This is a genomic window from Bauldia sp., from assembly GCF_965232525.1.
Classification (GTDB): Bacteria; Pseudomonadota; Alphaproteobacteria; order Rhizobiales; family Kaistiaceae; genus Bauldia.
Map to the genome: position 1 here is coordinate 49,573 of NZ_OZ246980.1, position 16,978 is coordinate 66,550.

A 16,978-nucleotide genomic window follows, 5' to 3' on the forward strand; every position below is an offset into this window, starting at 1 on the left:
GTCATGCCCGGAGTTCATTTGCGGTTCTCGGTTGCCAGCCTGGCGCTGCTGACCGCGCTCGGCACCGCCGCCGCTCAGAGCAATGTCGTCAACGTCTACAACTGGTCGGACTACATCGACAGCGATGTTCTCAGAGCCTTCACCGACGAGACCGGCATCCGAGTCGTCTATGACGTCTTCGACAACAATGAGATCGTCGAGACCAAGCTGCTTGCCGGCGGCTCCGGCTACGACGTCATCGTCCCTTCCGCCTCCAGCGCGTCGCGGCTGATCGAGGCCGGCACGCTCCAACCGGTCGACAAGGGCAAGATCCCGAACGTCGTCAATGCCTGGCCGGCGATTACCGAGCGGCTGGAGGTCTATGACCCGGGCAACCAATATGCGGTCAACTACATGTGGGGGACGACCGGTGTTGGCTACAATGTCGACATGATCGAAGCGCGCATGCCAGACGCGCCGGTTGATTCCTGGGACATGATCTTCGATCCGGACGTCGTGTCGCAGTTCGCCGATTGTGGTGTCCACTTGCTTGACACCTCCGAAGAGCTGATGCCGGCGGCGCTCAACTACCTGGGCCTCGATCCGGATTCGCGCCGTACCGACGACATCCGTCAGGCGGGCGAGCTGCTCAAATCGATCCGCCCCTACATCCAGAAATTCCACTCGGCCGAGTACATCAACGCACTCGCCAACGGCGACATTTGCCTTGCCGTCGGCTACTCCGGCGACGTGCTCCAGGCCCGCGACCGCGCTGCCGAAGCCGGCGCCGGGGTGACCATCGAGTACGTCATTCCCAAGGAAGGCGCGCTGATGTGGTTCGACTCCTTCCTGATCCCCGCCGATGCCCCCAACGTCGACAACGCCCATACCTTCATCGATTTCATGATGCGGCCGGAATCGGCGGCGGCCAATTCCAACTACGTCTACTACGCCAACGGCAATCTCGCCTCGCAACCGCTGCTTAACGACGACGTCATCGACGACCCGGCGATCTATCCGGATGAGGAAACCCTCAGCCGGCTCTACACGACCACCGCCTATCCGCCGCGGGTACAGCGGGTCGTGACCCGGGAGTGGACGTCCGTGAAGAGCGGCACATAACGGAGCGCTCCGATAGCCGCTCGCCGGATGGCCGACGTCCCTATCGGGCCGGCTAAAGCCGCATCCGGGCCGCGGATCGCCCGGGACGCGGCGCCGTTCATCGAGTTCCGCAACGTCAGCAAGCGCTTCGGCCCGGTGACCGCCATCGACGGCGTCTCGCTCACCATCTACGAGCGCGAGTTCTTCGCCCTGCTCGGGCCGTCGGGCTGCGGCAAGACCACGCTGATGCGCATGATCGCCGGCCTCGATCAGCCGAGCGAAGGGAATGTGCTGCTCGAGGGACGCTCCCTGGCTGGCGTCGCCCCCTATCGCCGGCCGACCAACATGATGTTCCAGTCGTACGCGTTGTTCCCGCACATGACGGTCGCCGGCAACATCGCCTTTGGTCTTAAGCAGGCCAATATGGCGAGGGTCGATATTGAGACGCGGGTCGCGGAGATGCTGAGCCTGGTCAAGCTGGAGGCGTTTGCCAACCGCAAGCCGGACCAGCTCTCCGGCGGCCAGCGCCAGCGGGTCGCGCTCGCCCGATCGCTGGCCCGCAAGCCCAAGGTCCTGCTCCTCGACGAGCCGCTCGGCGCTCTCGACCGCAAGCTCCGCGAGGAAACCCAGTTCGAGTTGATGGACCTGCAGCAGACGCTGGGGATGACGTTCTTGATCGTCACCCACGACCAGGAGGAGGCGATGACCGTCGCCGACCGGGTCGCGATCATGGATCACGGCCGTATCGTCCAGGTAGCAACCCCGGCCGAGGTCTACGAACAGCCCAACTCCCGCTACGTTGCCGACTTCATCGGTGACATCAACATCCTCGAAGGCCGGGTCAGCGCCCGGGACGGGGAGACCGTGCACCTCACCGCCGACACGGTTGGCACACCGATCGCGGTCGCCCAGGCGATCGACGTTTCGATCGGCGACACCGCCTGGTTCGCCATCCGCCCGGAGAAGGTGTCAATCTCGCCCGACCGACCGGCGGACGCCACGCGCAACTGTGTTGCCGGCGAGGTCTGGGACATCGGCTATCTCGGCGACGTATCGATCTATCACGTCCGCCTGCCCGCCGGCTCGACCATCAAGTCGACGGTGACCAACCGCACCCGCCTCGTCGAACGGCCGATCACCTGGGAGGACAAGGTGTGGCTGAGTTGGTCGGCTGACGGCGGCATCGTGCTGACCCGGTGACCGGTCGATGACCGAGGTGACCGAGCGAAGCGGAATACCCGAAGTCGAAGACACGACCTCGGCACAGCCTGGTGCCACCAGCTGGACCCGCTGGTTGGTTCTGGCCCTCCCCTATCTGTGGCTGTTCGTTCTGTTCTTCGTTCCGTTCCTGATCGTCATCAAGATCTCGTTCTCGCTCGCGGCCATCGCCCAGCCGCCCTACACCCCGGTCTTCGACCTCGCCGGCGGCGTGTCCGGACTAATTGACGCCGCACGACAATTCACCGTCGAAAACTACCTCTGGCTCACCGAGGATGTCCTTTATTTCCGCGCCTACGTGTCGAGCCTCGAGATCGCAGTGATCTCGACCGCCATCGTCCTCTTCATCGGCTACCCGATCGCCTATGGCATGGCGCGCGCCCCTTCCGCCTGGCGGTTGCCGCTCCTGATGCTGATCATCCTGCCGTTCTGGACGTCGTTTCTGATTCGCGTCTATGCCTGGATCGGCATCCTCAGGCGGGAAGGCCTGCTCAACCAGGCACTCGTCGGCCTCGGCCTGATCTCGGAACCGCTGACCATCCTCAACACCAACACCGCCGTCTATATCGGCATCGTCTATTCCTACCTGCCGTTCATGGTGCTGCCGCTTTACGCGTCGCTCGAGCGGCAGGATCCGGCCCTGCTCGAAGCCGCCGCCGATCTCGGCTGCCGGCCGGTCCGCGCCTTCTGGACCATAACCTTCCCGCTGTCGCTGCCCGGCGTGGTCGCCGGCTGCTTCCTGGTGTTCATTCCCGTCACCGGCGAGTTCGTCATTCCCGATCTGCTCGGCGGCTCCGACACCCTGATGATTGGCAGGACCCTGTGGTCGGAGTTCTTCTCCAACCGCGACTGGCCGCTCGCCTCGGCCGTCGCGGTGATCCTGTTGCTGCTTCTCGTCGTGCCGATCGTTCTATTTCAGAACCACGAGATGAAGCGGGCGGAGCGCGGAGACTGACATGCAGCAGCGCGCATCCTGGTTCAACGTGGTGTCGGTCGCGCTGGGGCTGGCATTCCTCTACCTGCCGATCCTGCTGCTCATCATCTACTCGTTCAACGAGTCGCGGCTGGTCACCGTGTGGGCCGGCTTCTCGACCAGATGGTATGGCGAGCTTCTCACTAATCAGGGGCTGCTCGATGCGGCGTGGGTGACGCTGCGGGTGGCACTGGTCTCGGCGACGATCGCTACCGTTCTCGGCACCATGGCGGCGATTGCGCTGGTTCGCTTCGGACGCTTCACCGGGCGTATGCTGTTCTCCGGCATGATCTACGCGCCGCTGGTGATGCCCGACGTCATCATCGGCCTGTCGCTGCTGCTTCTGTTCGTGGCGATCGATTTCGCCCGCGGCTTCTGGACCATCGTTCTGGCCCACATCACCTTCTCGATGTGCTTCGTCGCCATCGTCGTCCAGTCGCGGCTGGTCACCTTCGACCGCAGCCTCGAGGAAGCGGCTCTCGATCTCGGCTGTCCCCCGGTACGGGTGTTCTTCAGGATCACGCTGCCGCTGATCGCCCCCGCGGTGATCGCCGGGTGGATGCTCGCATTCACCTTGTCGCTCGACGATCTGGTCGTCGCCTCGTTCACCAGCGGCCCGGGCGCGACCACGCTGCCGATGCGAATCTACAGCCAGGTCCGGCTTGGCGTGACGCCTGAGATCAACGCGGTGAGCACCATCATGATCGCGCTGGTGGCGGTCGGCGTGTTGACCGCCTCGCTGGTCACCAAGCGGCGGGCGGCAAATCGCCAGCGCCTCGAAGCCACATAGTCGATCCGGTTCAGCCGTTCGATTCGGGCGCGACGGTCAGCTCGCTGCGATCAACCGGCGGGCCGAGATCGGGCCGCAGCCGCAGGGTCTCCCAGGTACCGTCGATCATGAACGGAACGTCGCGGGGTCCCCCCTCGTCATCGCTCTGTTTTAGCGTCAGCACGCCACGCGCCTCCACCGTCGGGGTCAGCAGATCGGCGCGGCCGGTAACGGTCAGATCAAGCGCGGCCGCTTCCGCTTCAAGGTCCTCGGTCGCGACCGCGCCGTCACCGAAGACGAAGGTGCCGTGCGCCGAGGTGAAGGCCGTCGATCCGGCCAGATCGGCATCCCCGGTGATCGCCGCCGGTAGTGCCGTCAGATCGGCGTATCCGAACGTGCCCTCGGCGATCGCCACCGAACCGTCGCCCGATAGCGATGCGATCATCTCGCGCATGGTGCGCCCGGCGCCCTCGAGGTGCATCGCCACCGTCGCGATCCCGTCGAGTTCGACCAGATCGCCGGTGTCCTCAAGCAGGTCGCCGATCACCAGATTGGCGATTTCCACCTGCGCTGTCGCGGCGATACCGTTGCCCTGAGGGGTCAACGTCACCCGCGCTTCCAGGACCCCGTCATCGTCAACCTGCATCTCCTCGACCGAGACGGAGAGCTCGCCGTCGTCAAGCACAACGGTCGCGGCCGTGCGCCCGAACGAAGCGTCGCCGACGGTTAGCTCATTGGTGGAGAGCCGAACGTCGACCGCGCCCATCGCATCGAGCGGCATCACAGTCGGCGCCGCCAGCCACGAGCCGTTGACCTCGGCGGCCGCTTGCAGCGCCTCGGCATAGGAGGTCAGATCCAGCGTTTCGAACGCCAGCGTCCCTTGCAAGGTGCTGCGGCCGTCGCCGATCATCGCCGACAGCGCGCCATCGGCGGCGTTGCCATCGAGTTCGATGGTCGCGTCGGTAATCGCCACCGACGGCCCGAGCCAGTTGATCCGGCCATCCACCGAACCAGCGGCGAAGATCGTCCCGCTACCGATGTCGGTCCCCATCCATTCCGCCACGCGGCGGACCGACGGGGTTGCCATTTCGATGTCGCCCTCGAGTTGGGTCCCGTCGAGCTGGAGGGCGGTGCCGTCGAAGGCCAGCGTCAGCGGCGTCGCCGAAAAAGCAAACCGCAGCGGGGAGCTTCCCCCGGCGAGCCAGTCGAGCGGAGTCCCCACATTGCCGTCGAAGGTAACCGGCTCGCCACGCCAGATGAACGACCCATCGCCACGGGCCGCCTGGGACGTCCGCGTCCAGTCGAAGGTGGCATCGACCTTGGTGAGCTCCTCCCGCCGGCCGGTCCGCTCGTCGGTATAAGTGACGATGCCGTCGCGGATCAGGAACCGGCCGAGCCGGATGTCAGCGAGCGGCGAAGGTGGCGCGATGTCGTCGCTGGCGCCTTCCTTGTCACCCTTGGAAATCTGGGTGCCGATGACGCCCTGATCGAGAATCCAGTTGCCCCGGCCCTGTGGGTCGGTACGCAGATTGATACGTGGATTGGACAGGCGAAACCGGGCGAACTCGATCCGGCCGGTGAGCAGTGGCAAGAGTTCGATCTTGCCGGTCATGGTTTCGATGTCCATGAACGGCTCCGCATCGTCGCCATCCGGATTGGCGAGGGTCGCTTCCCGCAAGCGCACGGTGAGATACGGATAGAGGCTGATGCTCGGCTCGCCGCGGAAGGTGAAGTCCCGCCCGGTCCAGTAGGCGATCTGATCGGTGATCTGTCGCTTGACCAGGTCCGTCGAGATGATGAACGGCGCCGCGGCGATCAGACCGCCCACGACGACGACGGCAACCAGGACGCCGATCAGAAGTCGCCGTCCGCGTCTTCGCCCACGTCTGCGCGCCATCGCTTCCTTTCCGCCGCTGCCTCTTGACTGAACCGCCCTCCGGATAGGAAGAAACCTCACCGTCCGCAAGGACTATGTGCACACCGCCTGGATCGCTGGCGGCGGTCCCAACGGCGGAAAAACAACAACAATCCCGAGCCCTGGGGGAATGCCGCCTTGATCGCTTCAGCCGACCAGCCGCTGTGGAAACCGACCCGGACCGACGATCTGCCGATCGCCCGCTTCGCCGCGGAGGCCGAAAAACGGGCCGGCCGGGGGCTCGCCGACTATGATTCGCTCCACGGCTGGTCGATCACCGACCCAGCCGCGTTCTGGGACCTGGTTTGGGACTTCTGCGGCGTTATCGGCGAGAAGGGCGAGCGGCGGTTGATCGATCCGGAGCGCATGCCGGGTGCCCGATTCTTCCCCGACGCGCGGCTCAACTATGCCGAGAACATGCTCCGCCGAGACGACGACGGCAATGCCATTGTCTTCCGCGGCGAGGACAAGGTCCGCACTCGGCTCTCCTGGCGTGAGCTCAACGCCCTCGTCTCGCGGCTGCAGCAGGCGTTGCTTGGTCTCGGGGTCGAACCCGGCGACCGGGTCGCGGCGCTGATGCCCAACATGCCGGAAACCATCGCCGCCATGCTGGCGACCGCATCGATCGGTGCGGTGTGGTCGTCGGCGTCGCCCGACTTCGGCGCCCGCGGCGCCCTCGACCGGTTCGGACAGATTGCGCCGAAGGTACTGATCACCTGCGATGGCTACTACTACGCCGGCAAGACCATCGAGACCCAAGAGAAACTCACGGCGATCGCCGAGGGGCTGCCCGACGAGCCGATGATCATTGTCGTGCCCTATCTCGGCAGCGCCGCCGAGGTCGCCGCGGCACTCCCCAACGGCCACGCCCTCGACGACGTGCTCGCGCCTTACGAGGCGAAGCCGGTCACCTACCGCCGGATGCCGTACGCGCATCCGCTCTACATCCTGTTCTCGTCCGGCACCACCGGGGTGCCCAAATGCATCGTCCATTCGGCCGGCGGCACTTTGCTTCAGCACCTGAAGGAGTTGCATCTGCAATCGAGCCTGGAGCGCGACGAGCGGCTCTTCTACTTCACCACCTGCGGCTGGATGATGTGGAACTGGCTCACCTCCGGCCTCGGCCTCGGTGCGACCCTGCTCCTCTATGACGGCTCGCCCTTCCACCCGTCCGAGCGGGTATTGTTCGACTACGCCGTCGACGAAGGCATGAACGTGTTCGGCACCTCCGCCAAATATATCGACGCAGTGAAGAAGTCGGGGCTCCGGCCGATCGAGGACTACGACCTCTCGCGGGTCCGCATGATGCTGTCGACCGGATCGCCGCTCGCTCCCGAAAGCTTCGATTTCGTCTACGAGTCGATCAAGCCGGACATCCATCTCGCCTCGATCTCCGGAGGCACCGACATCGTTTCCTGCTTCCTGCTCGGCATTCCGACTAAACCGGTGTGGCGCGGCGAACTGCAGGGGCCGGGCCTCGGTATGGCGATGGACGTCTTCGACGAGACCGGCAAGCCGCTGCCGTCCGGCAAGGGCGAACTGGTCTGCACGGTACCGTTCACCTCGATGCCGATCGGCTTCTGGAACGATCCCGACGGCGAGCGCTACCGTGCTGCGTATTTCGAGCGGTTTCCCGGCGTCTGGTGCCACGGCGATTTCGCCGAATGGACCGAACACGGCGGCATGATTATCCACGGCCGCTCCGACGCCACCCTGAACCCCGGCGGTGTCAGGATCGGCACCGCCGAGATCTATGCCCAGGTCGAGTCGATCCCCGAGGTGATGGAAGCGCTCGCCATCGGCCAGGAATGGGAGGGCGACGTCCGCGTCGTGCTGTTCGTCCGGCTGCGTGACGGCGTCACTCTCGACGACGACCTGATCGCCAAAATCAAGCGGGTGATCCGCGCCGGTGCCACACCCCGGCATGTCCCGGCGCGCGTTGTCGCGGTCGCGGACATCCCCCGCACCAAATCCGGCAAGATCGTCGAGCTCGCCGTTCGAGAGGTGGTTCACAACCGGCCGGTCAAGAACCGCGGCGCGCTGGCCAACCCCGAAGCGCTGGACCACTTCGCCAACCGGCCGGAACTGGCTGAGTAGTTGCCCGCTCCGGCCGCAAGCACGCCCCACGCTTCGTCGCCGGTCAGAAGGCCCTGCCCGAGACGACAAGATACACACCGATCAGAACCGGAATGCCCTCGATCCCGTGAAGGATGATGGCGAACCAGATGCTGCGGAAGTAGCGGGACGGCAGCGAATAGGCGAAACCGCCGATAATGAACGCCAGCATCTGCGTCGGCCGGTGCAGATGGTAGAGGGCAAAGAGCACCGAGTTCGCAACCCAATCCCATTTGCCGAACACCCCGCGCATCTTCGGCAGCAGGATGCCCCGGAACAACAGTTCCTCGCCGAGGACGTAGTTGAAGGCGCAGGCGATAACCGCGACGCCCATCAGCCACCAAGCGCCGATGAACTCGGGTTGGATGATCTCCTCCAGTTCGAGAACCGGCAGGCGATCGAGGAACGGTAGCGGGATCAGGATCAGATGCCCGATCCACTCCTCCATGGGAGTCATCTCGATCGCAGCATAGAACAGGAACGCCGGGATCAGCCACAGAAAGAGGAGATAGCTGCGCCGGCCGGTACGGGGATTGGTCGGCTTGTTCAGCCAGATGCGTTCGCGGATCGCGCCCCAGGTGAATGCGGGCAATTCGAGGTAGAGGATGATGACCGACAGGACGAACTGCCAGATCATGCCGACGATCAAGAGCAACCAGACGGTCAGTGCATAGTTGAACCCGTAGCCGGTCGCGAGCGCCGGCGCGACGACAAAGGCGAGAATGGGCATCGGTATCGCGACCGCTGCCCAGATACCCAGAATCTTGAGAAGGCTGTACTGGTCGGCGTTGTCTGCATCGACAACGTCGGCCTGATTTTCGGTGCGCCATTGCAGCGCATCGGCGGAACGGTGCGTCGTTTTCATGTCAGTGAACCCCCGTGGGCTGGCGACATCCCGCGATGCCGAGCATCGTGAATTTGACGGCGTAAACTTTACACTGTAAAACACGACTTACTTTACACTGTCAAGTGCGCATGGAAGAAGGAACGAATGATTCGAAAACCGGCGAACCAACAGCACCACGGAAACCTGCGCGAGGCGCTGATCCTGGCAGGGCTGCAAATCCTGGAAACTGAGGGTCTCAAGGCGCTGACCCTGAGGCGCTGCGCCAAGCTCGCCGGGGTGTCCCATGCCGCGCCGACCCATCATTTCGAAGGCTTGCCAGGCCTTAAATCGGCCATCGCAACGCGTGGATACGGGATATTCGAGCGCCTGATGATCGAGGGGATCGAGGCGGAGGACACGCCGAGAGGCCGCGTTCTCGGCATGTGCCGGGGCTATCTGAGATTCGCGACGGAGCATCGCGCCCTCTTCAATCTGATCTTTGTTTCGCCTCGCGACTTTCCGCCGGATGAAGAGCGAATGGCGGCCGCCGCGAGCGCCCGCAGGGTACTGACCCAAACCTGCGCGGAGCTTCGGCACGGTGCCGGTGGAAGCTCAACGACGGAAGTCGCCGTCTGGTCACTCGTTCACGGCTTCGCGAAGTTGATCGAGATCGAACGGGTGGTTCCGGGCTCAGGCGACGCCCGTGACGTCGACTTCGACAACGTCTTTTCGTTTCTGGATGTCAGGGCGTAACGATCGGTTCGGCAACGCCGTCCAGCGGAGACCTTGCTGGTCGGCGGTCAAGAACCGCGGCGCGCTGGCCAACCCAGAGGCGGTGGACCAAGAGGGACGGAACTCTATTATATGCACTCAGGCCCACGGTGCTATCGTGGTAGTCGGATCATTCAGAGGGAGTGAGGAAGATGAACAAACGCATCTCAGCTGCGTTAAGTGTTTTTTTGGCTGTGTTTCTGACCGGGACCCTCGCATATTCTGGGCAGGATGTTTATCTCCAGGTCTGCCCCGAGGGAAATAAAGAATGTGTACGTAAAGTTACTTTAAGTCATGCCCAGCAGATCTACGACCTTCATGGTACCTGCAAATTTTCTTCAGGTGTCGGCAATTTCAATCCTGCAAGTTATAATTGCGAATCCGGGAATGACACCAGAATTATATGTAAGCAGAATGGAACGGACGGAGCTTACGCGGTATGTAGTTGCGGCTGGGCGAAAGACAAATTGAATCCAAATAAACACCAGCAGGTTTCAATGCACATGTGCTGTGATTGGAATGCAGGAACCTGTTAACAAGCCATCTCCTCATTTGGAGTTCGGCTTCCCTCGACACCGTAAAGATGGCGAGGTTTAGGGGCTAAGACAGCAAGTCGTCCGGCGAATCCGATCGCCAAACCTACATCGGAACCCAACCGGATTAGCCGTAAGCGTCACCAGCCACCGAGCTTAATGGCAGCGCGGCCGGCCGCCGTAGAAACAGGAAGGCGATCGTCCCCCTAACGCATCCCGCCGATGATCTTTTCATGGCCCGCGACGATCGCTTCGGCGATCCGCGGGTCCGGCTCGGTCGACCACACATCTTCCTGGTGACTGCCACCGAGGATGATCCCGTCGCTGCGGGTGAACATGTAGAGGTCCTTGGTGCCGTCGATATAGATGAGTTACGTAACTCATGCAGGATGAGCCGCGATACAACCCGGGTGGAAACAACAGGCGGGACTGGAAAGCGACAATGATCGACAAAGCAACCTACCAACGCGACGGGTTCGCCGTCGTCCCCGATGCGGTCGACGCGGAGACGATCGCGAAGACGACCGCCGAGGCGGCGCGACTGTGCCGCGAGCACGGGGCGGACCTCCCGTTGTCGCATCGCCGCGAGGGCGCGACCGCGGCAGCGACGGATGTCGCCGACCTGGACGACGACGCCCTGCTCACCCGGTTTCTCGCCATCCACTTTCCACACAAGCTGTCGGCCTTGTTTCGCGACATGCTCGGGCATCCGGCGACCGTCGAGGCGCTGCGTGCGGCGATCGGGCCGAACGTCAAATGCATGCAGTCGATGCTGTTCATCAAATCGCCGGGCGCGCCGGGGCAGGCCTGGCACCAGGACGAAGCCTTCATCCCGACTCGCGACCGGAGTCTCACCGGGGCGTGGCTGGCGATTGATGACGCCACTGTCGACAATGGGTGCTTGTGGGTGATCCCCGGCTCGCACCGGCGCGGCGTGATCTATCCGATGCAGCCCCACGGGTCGGACGAATGGGACCCGACACCTGGCGCTTATGGCTTCCCTGAGGATGAGGGATCGGCACAGCCGCTGGAGGCGCCGAGCGGTTCGTTGGTCGTCTTCAACGGCTACCTGCTGCACGGCTCGCATAAGAACCGCTCGGGCGGCTACCGGCGAGCGCTGGTCAACCACTACATGAGCGCCGAGTCGCTGTTGCCATGGCGCCAGGGCGGGCGTGTCGATGTCGGCGACGACTTCCGCGACATTGTCATGGTCTCCGGCGACGATCCCTACGCCTACAAGGGGACCGAGGACCTGTCGAAGCCCTACGTCCGCGCTGCGGCCTAAGGCGGGTCGACCGGTCTCCATCACCTGTCCGCCGATCAGCGACGGTGTTTCCTTGTCGTCAGCCGGTGGCTGGCGGGGACGGGGACCACGACAAGGCTCGCGACGATCCGGAGCGGAGCGCGACCCTGCGACCGCACGGGCGCTTGCCAAGCCGGCTTATCCATCGCAGGCTAAGACAAAAGAGCGGCAAGCCGCCGGCCAGGGGACGCGTGCATGGGGGTATTCCTCGCGATCAGCCGTGCCATCGATGGCGTGACCGTCGTCATCGGGCGCGCGGTCATGTGGCTGATCCTGATCGCGGTTCTGGTCAGCGCCGGCAACGCCACCATCCGCAAGGCGTTCGACTTCTCGTCCAACGCCTTCCTTGAACTGCAGTGGTATCTCTACGGTGGCGCGTTCATGCTCGGCGCCGCCTATACGCTGCAGCGTAACGAACACGTACGCATCGACGTCCTGTCGGCGACGTTTTCCAAGCGGACCCGAGACTGGATCGACCTCGTCTGTCACATCCTGTTTCTCGTCCCCTTCGCGTTCCTGATGGTTTACCTGTCCTGGCCGTTCTTCCTGCGCTCGTATCTGTCGGGCGAGGGCTCGCCCAACGCCGGCGGGCTGATCCTGTGGCCGGCGAAGTTCGTCGTACTGGCCGGCTTTGTGCTGCTCTCGGCCCAGGCGATCTCCGAGATCATCAAGCGCGCCGCGGTGCTAGCGGGCCGGATCGACGAAACCACACCGCCCCATGAGCTGCCGCCGATGATCGAGGAGATGGCCGACCCTCACGACGACGAAATCCCCGGCCACGAAGACGGTCCACGATGATCGACCTGATTGCCGAAAACATCGCGCCGATCATGTTCGTGACCGTGATGGCAATGCTGCTGCTCGGCTACCCGGTCGCCTTCACGCTCGCCGCCGGCGGCCTGTTGTTCTTTGTCGTGGGCGTCAACCTCGCCCAGTTCGCACCCAACGAGATCACCCTGTTCTGGCCGCTGCTCCAGGCCAATCCCGAGCGCGTTTTCGGGGTGATGCGCAACGACACACTGCTTGCGATTCCGTTCTTCACCTTCATGGGAATCATCCTCGAACGGTCGCGGATGGCGGAGGACCTGCTCGACACCGTCGGCCAACTGTTCGGTCCGGTACGCGGCGGTGTCGCTTACGCGGTCGTGCTGGTCGGCGCCCTGCTTGCCGCGACCACCGGCGTGGTGGCCGCGTCGGTGATCGCCATGGGGCTGATCTCGCTGCCGATCATGATGCGCTACGGCTACAACAGCCGGATGGCGACCGGCACCATCTCCGCCGCCGCCACCCTTGCCCAGGTGATCCCGCCGTCGCTGGTTCTGATCGTCATGGCCGACCAGCTCGGCCGGTCGGTCGGCGACATGTATGTCGGCGCGGTCTATCCCGGCCTCATCCTGGTCGCGCTCTACTGCCTCTATGTCTTCTTCGTCACCATCGTCCGGCCTAAGGCGGCGCCGGCTCTGCCGCCCGAGGCCCGCACGCTCGGCGGTGGTGTCCCGACGCTACTCGCCGCCATCGGTGCCGCGGTGGTCATCTACGTCGTCAGCTACCATTTCGTTTTCAACATCTTCGACGACGCGACCCGCCTCGTCTGGTCGGCGACCACCGCGACCGTGATCGTCTACGCCTTCGCCCTCGCCAACCGGCGGTTCGAGCTGGGTCTGCTGTCGCGACTCGCCGAGCAGGTGATCATCGTCCTGATCCCGCCGCTGGCGCTAATCTTCCTGGTGCTCGGCACCATCTTCCTCGGCATAGCCACGCCGACCGAGGGGGGCGCGATGGGCGCCACCGGCGCGCTGATCCTGGCGCTGGCGAAGCGGCGCCTGACGATGGAGACGCTGACTCAGGCGCTCGACACGACGGTCAAGCTGACGGCCTTCGTCATGTTCATCCTGATCGGGGCGCGGGTGTTCGGTCTCACCTTTTTCGGTGTCAACGGCAACATCTGGATTGAGGAACTGCTGCTCAACCTGCCGGGCGGACCGACCGGCTTTCTGATTTTCGTCACCGTCCTCATCTTCATCCTCGGCTGTTTCCTCGATTTCTTCGAGATCGCCTTCATCCTGGTGCCGCTGCTCGCGCCGGTCGCCGAAGCGCTGGGCATCGATCTGATCTGGTTCGGTGTTATCATCGGCCTGAACCTGCAGGCGTCGTTCTTGACGCCGCCGTTCGGCTTCGCGCTGTTCTACTTGCGATCGGTATCACCGACCAAGGCGTGGCTCGACGCGGTCTCCGGCCGAACGTTGCCGGCGGTCAAGACCACCGATATTTACCGCGGCACCCTGCCCTTCATCGCCATCCAGATCTTCACCATCGCCTTGGTGATCGCGTATCCGCCGATCGTCACCCACTATCAGGACGATCGGATCACCATCGATCTCGACGAGGTCGAGATTGATCTGCCGCCGCTCGGCACTGACGGTGGCAGTTTGGGCTTACCGCCGCTCGGCGGAGAGGATGGCGGCGCACCGAATTTCGGGCTGCCGCCACCCGATCTTGGCGGGCCGGCGCAACCGGACCAGCCGGCAGCGCCGTCGCTCGACCTGTCGCAGCCGCCGACCTTCGACTAGGGGCCGCGCCCCGCGCCGTCCTGCGGGAGCATCCGCTCGGTCAAACGTCGAACTCGACCACCACCGGGCAATGATCGCTCGCCTTGGGACGATCCCAACCCATGCGCGGATAACGCGCCACATCCAGGTTGGGAACCCGGATCGGCATGCCGGCACGGATGATCCGAGGTGACCCCTCCACCCGTTGCGAGAGCTCCGGGGACGCAATGATGTAATCCAACTGGGTCTTGTGCCGCTGGCCGGAGTAATAGTGAGTCCAGCGATCGGCCTCGGCGACCGCCTCCAGCATGTTCTTGCCGAAGCCCTCGTCGAGCAGCGGATCGACACCTGACGCTTCGTCCGAATCCAGCACCTTGATCGTTTCCTTATAGCGCCCCTCGTCATCGGGCACCGTCGAGATCGCGATCCGCAGCCGATAGTCGTTGAGGTCGCCAAGCACCGCCCACAGCGCATTCTCGGGGTTCTCGAATCGCCTGTTGATGATCTCCCGCACGGCGATCGCCTCGAGCTGCCGCATGCCGATGGAAGCATCCCGGCCGCCGCCCATCGACTTGAAGTGGCAGTTGAACAGGTTGACCGCCTTGCCGCCCATGCGAACTTCGAGCTCCAGGCAGTCACGGCGGAATATGCGCGCGGCGGACCCTTTGAGTTTCTTGGCCGCCTCGGCAGCCTTCGGATAGGATTCGAGGAGCGCCTTGCCGCTGTCGGTCCGGCGGACCCACCCCGGCGTTACATCAGCATAGGAGCGGCTCATCACCGGGCGGATGTCGCGCGCGATGGCGGCGACATCAATCCCCCGACGATCGTTGCCCTCATGCAGGACCAGTTGGGGATAGGGATCGACGCCGATCTTTTTGACGTAGGCGTCCATGAAGCGCATCAGCGCGGTGTGACTGTCCACCTCCTGCAGGCAGTAGATGTCAGCGTCCGCTTCGGCGAAGGCGAGCGCGGTATGCTGGCGTCTGTCATCATCCTGCGAAATGGCCGCGGATTGGACAAAGCGTTTGAAGTCCTCGAATTTGGTCAGGTCGCCGTCGCCGAACTCGCCATAGAACTGGATAATCGGTGGAAGATACCGTGCACTGCGGTCGTCGCTGAACGCTGAGAAGTCAAACCGCGTGAACAGATTCTCGATATTGAACGTGCATAGGCGTAGCCGCATCGTACTCTCCTTATGCGCGAGATGGGTTGAAGACTAAACTACACCTCCGCAACAGGAAATTGACAGCTTGCCGAGTACCGGCGTCTCTGAGGTAAACCGACGCCCTCCGAGCGGCCGAAAGCATCCAAAGCGATGGCAGCTAGTCTTGCGAGCTATTCCCGCCCGCCGGATCAAGAACTACGTAGACTGGCCGGCCGATCATCTGATTAAGTCAAACAAGAGATCGCTCCGGTCGACAACCATTTGGGTGAAATGCCCTTGTATTTTTGATAGACGGAGGCTCGGAAGCAGATGCTGCTAGGTAGGCGATGACCGAACAGGCCGATCTTCTTCTCGGTTCGATGGAAGACGTCTTCGCGCCGTTCATGCCCGACGACATCGCCGAATCGTCGAGGAAAGTGGTTCACCGCTATCTTGAGCAGGGGGCCGGGCGTATCGGACAGATCGCCTGGGCCGAGTTCGACCCCGACGGTGTCTTTTCCCGCGGCGGGATTTCCAACGCCAGCCACGTCGCCGCTTAACCGCTCGCGACAACCTGGCCGGCAAAACCCGGGCGCGCGAGGCACCCGGGTTTGGCCATGTCGATGGAGGCTGCGCCGCCTAGAGCTTGTCGGCCCGCTGCTGCAGCATCATGAACGTATCGTACTGGTATTCGGAGAGTTGCGCCCAGAGATAGGCGTCCTTCCGGAACGCGGTCATGTCGTCGTAGATTTTCTTGAACGTCGGGTTGACCGCGTTGATCTCGGCGTAGGTCTCGTTGGCCGCGTCGAAGCAGGCCGACAGTATCTCCGGGCTAAACGGGCGAAGCTGGGTGCCGTTGGCGACCAGTTCGCGCAACGCCGTCGGGTTCTCGTAGTCGTAGTTCGCCATCATGTCGGAGTTGGCGGCCTGGCAGGCGGCGGTCAAGATCGCTTGATACGACTTCGGTAGCGAATTCCATTGGTCGAGGTTGACCAGCGCGTGGAGCACCGGGCCGCCCTCCCACCAGCCGGGATAGTAGTAGTACTGGGCGACCTTGTAGAAGCCGAGCTTGAGGTCGTCATAGGGGCCGACGAACTCGGTCGCGTCGATCGTGCCTTTCTCCAGCGCTTCGTAGATGTCGCCGCCGGCGATCTGCTGGGGCACGACGCCGAGCTTCTCGATGATCTTGCCGCCCATGCCGCCGATCCGGAACTTAAGGCCCTGGAGGTCCTCAAGCGTGTTGATCTGCCTGCGGAACCAACCACCCATTTGGGCGCCGGTGTTGCCGCAGAGGAGACCGTAGAGCCCTTGGGTGGCGTAGAACTCGTTCATCAGCGTGTCGCCATTGCCGTGGTAGAACCAGGCGTTCTGCTGACGATAGTTCAGGCCGAACGGGATGGCTGTCCCGAGCGCATAGACCGGGTCCTTGCCCCAGTAATAGTAGCTCGCCGTGTGGGACATCTCGACGGTGCCGTCGATGGTCGCATCCGCAGCCTGCAAGGCGGGGACAAGCTCGCCGCCGGCGAAAACCTGGATCGTGAAATTGCCGTCGGTGGCTTCGCTGACATAGTTCGCCATCGTTTCGGCGGCACCGTAGATGGTGTCCAACGATTTCGGGAACGACGAGGTCAGTCGCCAGGTGATCTTGGGCATCGATTGAGCAATCGCAGGGGCCGCCAGCGTCGATCCACCGACGGCGGCGCCGGTAGCGAGTCCGGCTTTCTTGATGAAAGAACGACGATCCATATATTTCCTCCCCTGGGGTTTCGGGATGTTTGGCCA

At 63.4% G+C, this 16,978-nt stretch carries 16 protein-coding genes; 11 read left to right on the forward strand and 5 right to left on the reverse strand.

All coding sequences use genetic code 11. The features are described 5' to 3' along the window. The first annotated feature begins 3 nt into the window (after positions 1–3). Genes ACO076_RS00225 through ACO076_RS00240 form a run of 4 tightly spaced genes read left to right on the forward strand, consistent with a single transcriptional unit; the run spans position 4 to position 4,061 of the window. Positions 4–1,101 carry a polyamine ABC transporter substrate-binding protein gene (locus ACO076_RS00225; RefSeq protein WP_421724730.1) on the forward strand — a complete coding sequence of 366 codons (1,098 nt, stop codon included), beginning with the start codon at positions 4–6 and terminating at the stop codon, positions 1,099–1,101. Positions 1,102–1,128: 27 nt separating this feature from the next. Beyond that, on the forward strand, positions 1,129–2,280 hold the full coding sequence (locus ACO076_RS00230; protein ID WP_421724731.1) for an ABC transporter ATP-binding protein: 1,152 nt from the start codon (positions 1,129–1,131) through the stop codon (positions 2,278–2,280). Between the two features lie 7 nt (positions 2,281–2,287). Beyond that, entirely contained in the window at positions 2,288–3,253 is a 966-nt protein-coding gene (locus ACO076_RS00235; protein WP_421724732.1) for an ABC transporter permease subunit, read from the forward strand. 1 nt (position 3,254) lies between these two features. After that, complete coding sequence (locus ACO076_RS00240; RefSeq protein ID WP_421724733.1) at positions 3,255–4,061, forward strand: ABC transporter permease; 807 nt, start codon at positions 3,255–3,257, stop codon at positions 4,059–4,061. Positions 4,062–4,071: 10 nt separating this feature from the next. Here the strand turns inward: ACO076_RS00240 and ACO076_RS00245 are convergent, their stop codons facing one another. Next, positions 4,072–5,937 carry an AsmA family protein gene (locus ACO076_RS00245; RefSeq protein ID WP_421724734.1) on the reverse strand — a complete coding sequence of 622 codons (1,866 nt, stop codon included), beginning with the start codon at positions 5,935–5,937 and terminating at the stop codon, positions 4,072–4,074. A gap of 156 nt (positions 5,938–6,093) precedes the next feature. Between ACO076_RS00245 and ACO076_RS00250 the strand changes: the two genes are divergently transcribed. After that, positions 6,094–8,052 (forward strand): acetoacetate--CoA ligase, encoded by a 1,959-nt coding sequence (locus ACO076_RS00250; RefSeq protein WP_421724735.1) that lies wholly within the window; start codon positions 6,094–6,096, stop codon positions 8,050–8,052. Positions 8,053–8,095: 43 nt separating this feature from the next. On the opposite strand, the gene ACO076_RS00255 is transcribed toward ACO076_RS00250, so the two are convergent. Next, on the reverse strand, positions 8,096–8,935 hold the full coding sequence (locus ACO076_RS00255) for a CPBP family intramembrane glutamic endopeptidase (protein WP_421724736.1): 840 nt from the start codon (positions 8,933–8,935) through the stop codon (positions 8,096–8,098). A 126-nt stretch (positions 8,936–9,061) separates the two neighbouring features. Here ACO076_RS00255 and ACO076_RS00260 point away from each other — a divergent pair, with 126 nt between their 5' ends. Both ACO076_RS00260 and ACO076_RS00265 read left to right on the forward strand, forming a co-directional pair. Beyond that, the gene (locus tag ACO076_RS00260) at positions 9,062–9,649 is read left to right on the forward strand and encodes a TetR/AcrR family transcriptional regulator (RefSeq protein ID WP_421724737.1); all 588 of its coding nucleotides are present in this window, start codon (positions 9,062–9,064) and stop codon (positions 9,647–9,649) included. 170 nt (positions 9,650–9,819) lie between these two features. After that, the gene (locus ACO076_RS00265; RefSeq protein WP_421724738.1) at positions 9,820–10,203 is read left to right on the forward strand and encodes a hypothetical protein; all 384 of its coding nucleotides are present in this window, start codon (positions 9,820–9,822) and stop codon (positions 10,201–10,203) included. Positions 10,204–10,406: 203 nt separating this feature from the next. Here ACO076_RS00265 and ACO076_RS00270 read toward each other — a convergent pair whose 3' ends face one another. Continuing rightward, complete coding sequence (locus ACO076_RS00270) at positions 10,407–10,538, reverse strand: hypothetical protein (RefSeq protein ID WP_421724739.1); 132 nt, start codon at positions 10,536–10,538, stop codon at positions 10,407–10,409. A 104-nt stretch (positions 10,539–10,642) separates the two neighbouring features. Here ACO076_RS00270 and ACO076_RS00275 point away from each other — a divergent pair, with 104 nt between their 5' ends. From ACO076_RS00275 to ACO076_RS00285, 3 genes are all read left to right on the forward strand, one after another. Further along, entirely contained in the window at positions 10,643–11,485 is an 843-nt protein-coding gene (locus ACO076_RS00275) for a phytanoyl-CoA dioxygenase family protein (RefSeq protein ID WP_421724740.1), read from the forward strand. Positions 11,486–11,698: 213 nt separating this feature from the next. Next, positions 11,699–12,301 carry a TRAP transporter small permease subunit gene (locus ACO076_RS00280; RefSeq protein WP_421724741.1) on the forward strand — a complete coding sequence of 201 codons (603 nt, stop codon included), beginning with the start codon at positions 11,699–11,701 and terminating at the stop codon, positions 12,299–12,301. Beyond that, entirely contained in the window at positions 12,298–14,073 is a 1,776-nt protein-coding gene (locus tag ACO076_RS00285) for a TRAP transporter large permease (protein ID WP_421724742.1), read from the forward strand. Before ACO076_RS00280 ends, ACO076_RS00285 begins: the two co-directional genes overlap by 4 nt. Before the next feature lie 40 nt (positions 14,074–14,113). Here ACO076_RS00285 and ACO076_RS00290 read toward each other — a convergent pair whose 3' ends face one another. Beyond that, positions 14,114–15,235, reverse strand: coding sequence for an endonuclease/exonuclease/phosphatase family protein (locus ACO076_RS00290; RefSeq protein ID WP_421724743.1), 1,122 nt, complete (start codon positions 15,233–15,235; stop codon positions 14,114–14,116). Positions 15,236–15,543: 308 nt separating this feature from the next. Here ACO076_RS00290 and ACO076_RS00295 point away from each other — a divergent pair, with 308 nt between their 5' ends. Continuing rightward, positions 15,544–15,756, forward strand: a complete 213-nt coding sequence (locus ACO076_RS00295; RefSeq protein ID WP_421724744.1) for a hypothetical protein — start codon at positions 15,544–15,546, stop codon at positions 15,754–15,756. A 79-nt stretch (positions 15,757–15,835) separates the two neighbouring features. On the opposite strand, the gene ACO076_RS00300 is transcribed toward ACO076_RS00295, so the two are convergent. Continuing rightward, positions 15,836–16,942, reverse strand: a complete 1,107-nt coding sequence (locus ACO076_RS00300; RefSeq protein WP_421724745.1) for a TRAP transporter substrate-binding protein — start codon at positions 16,940–16,942, stop codon at positions 15,836–15,838. Positions 16,943–16,978: the final 36 nt, after the last annotated feature.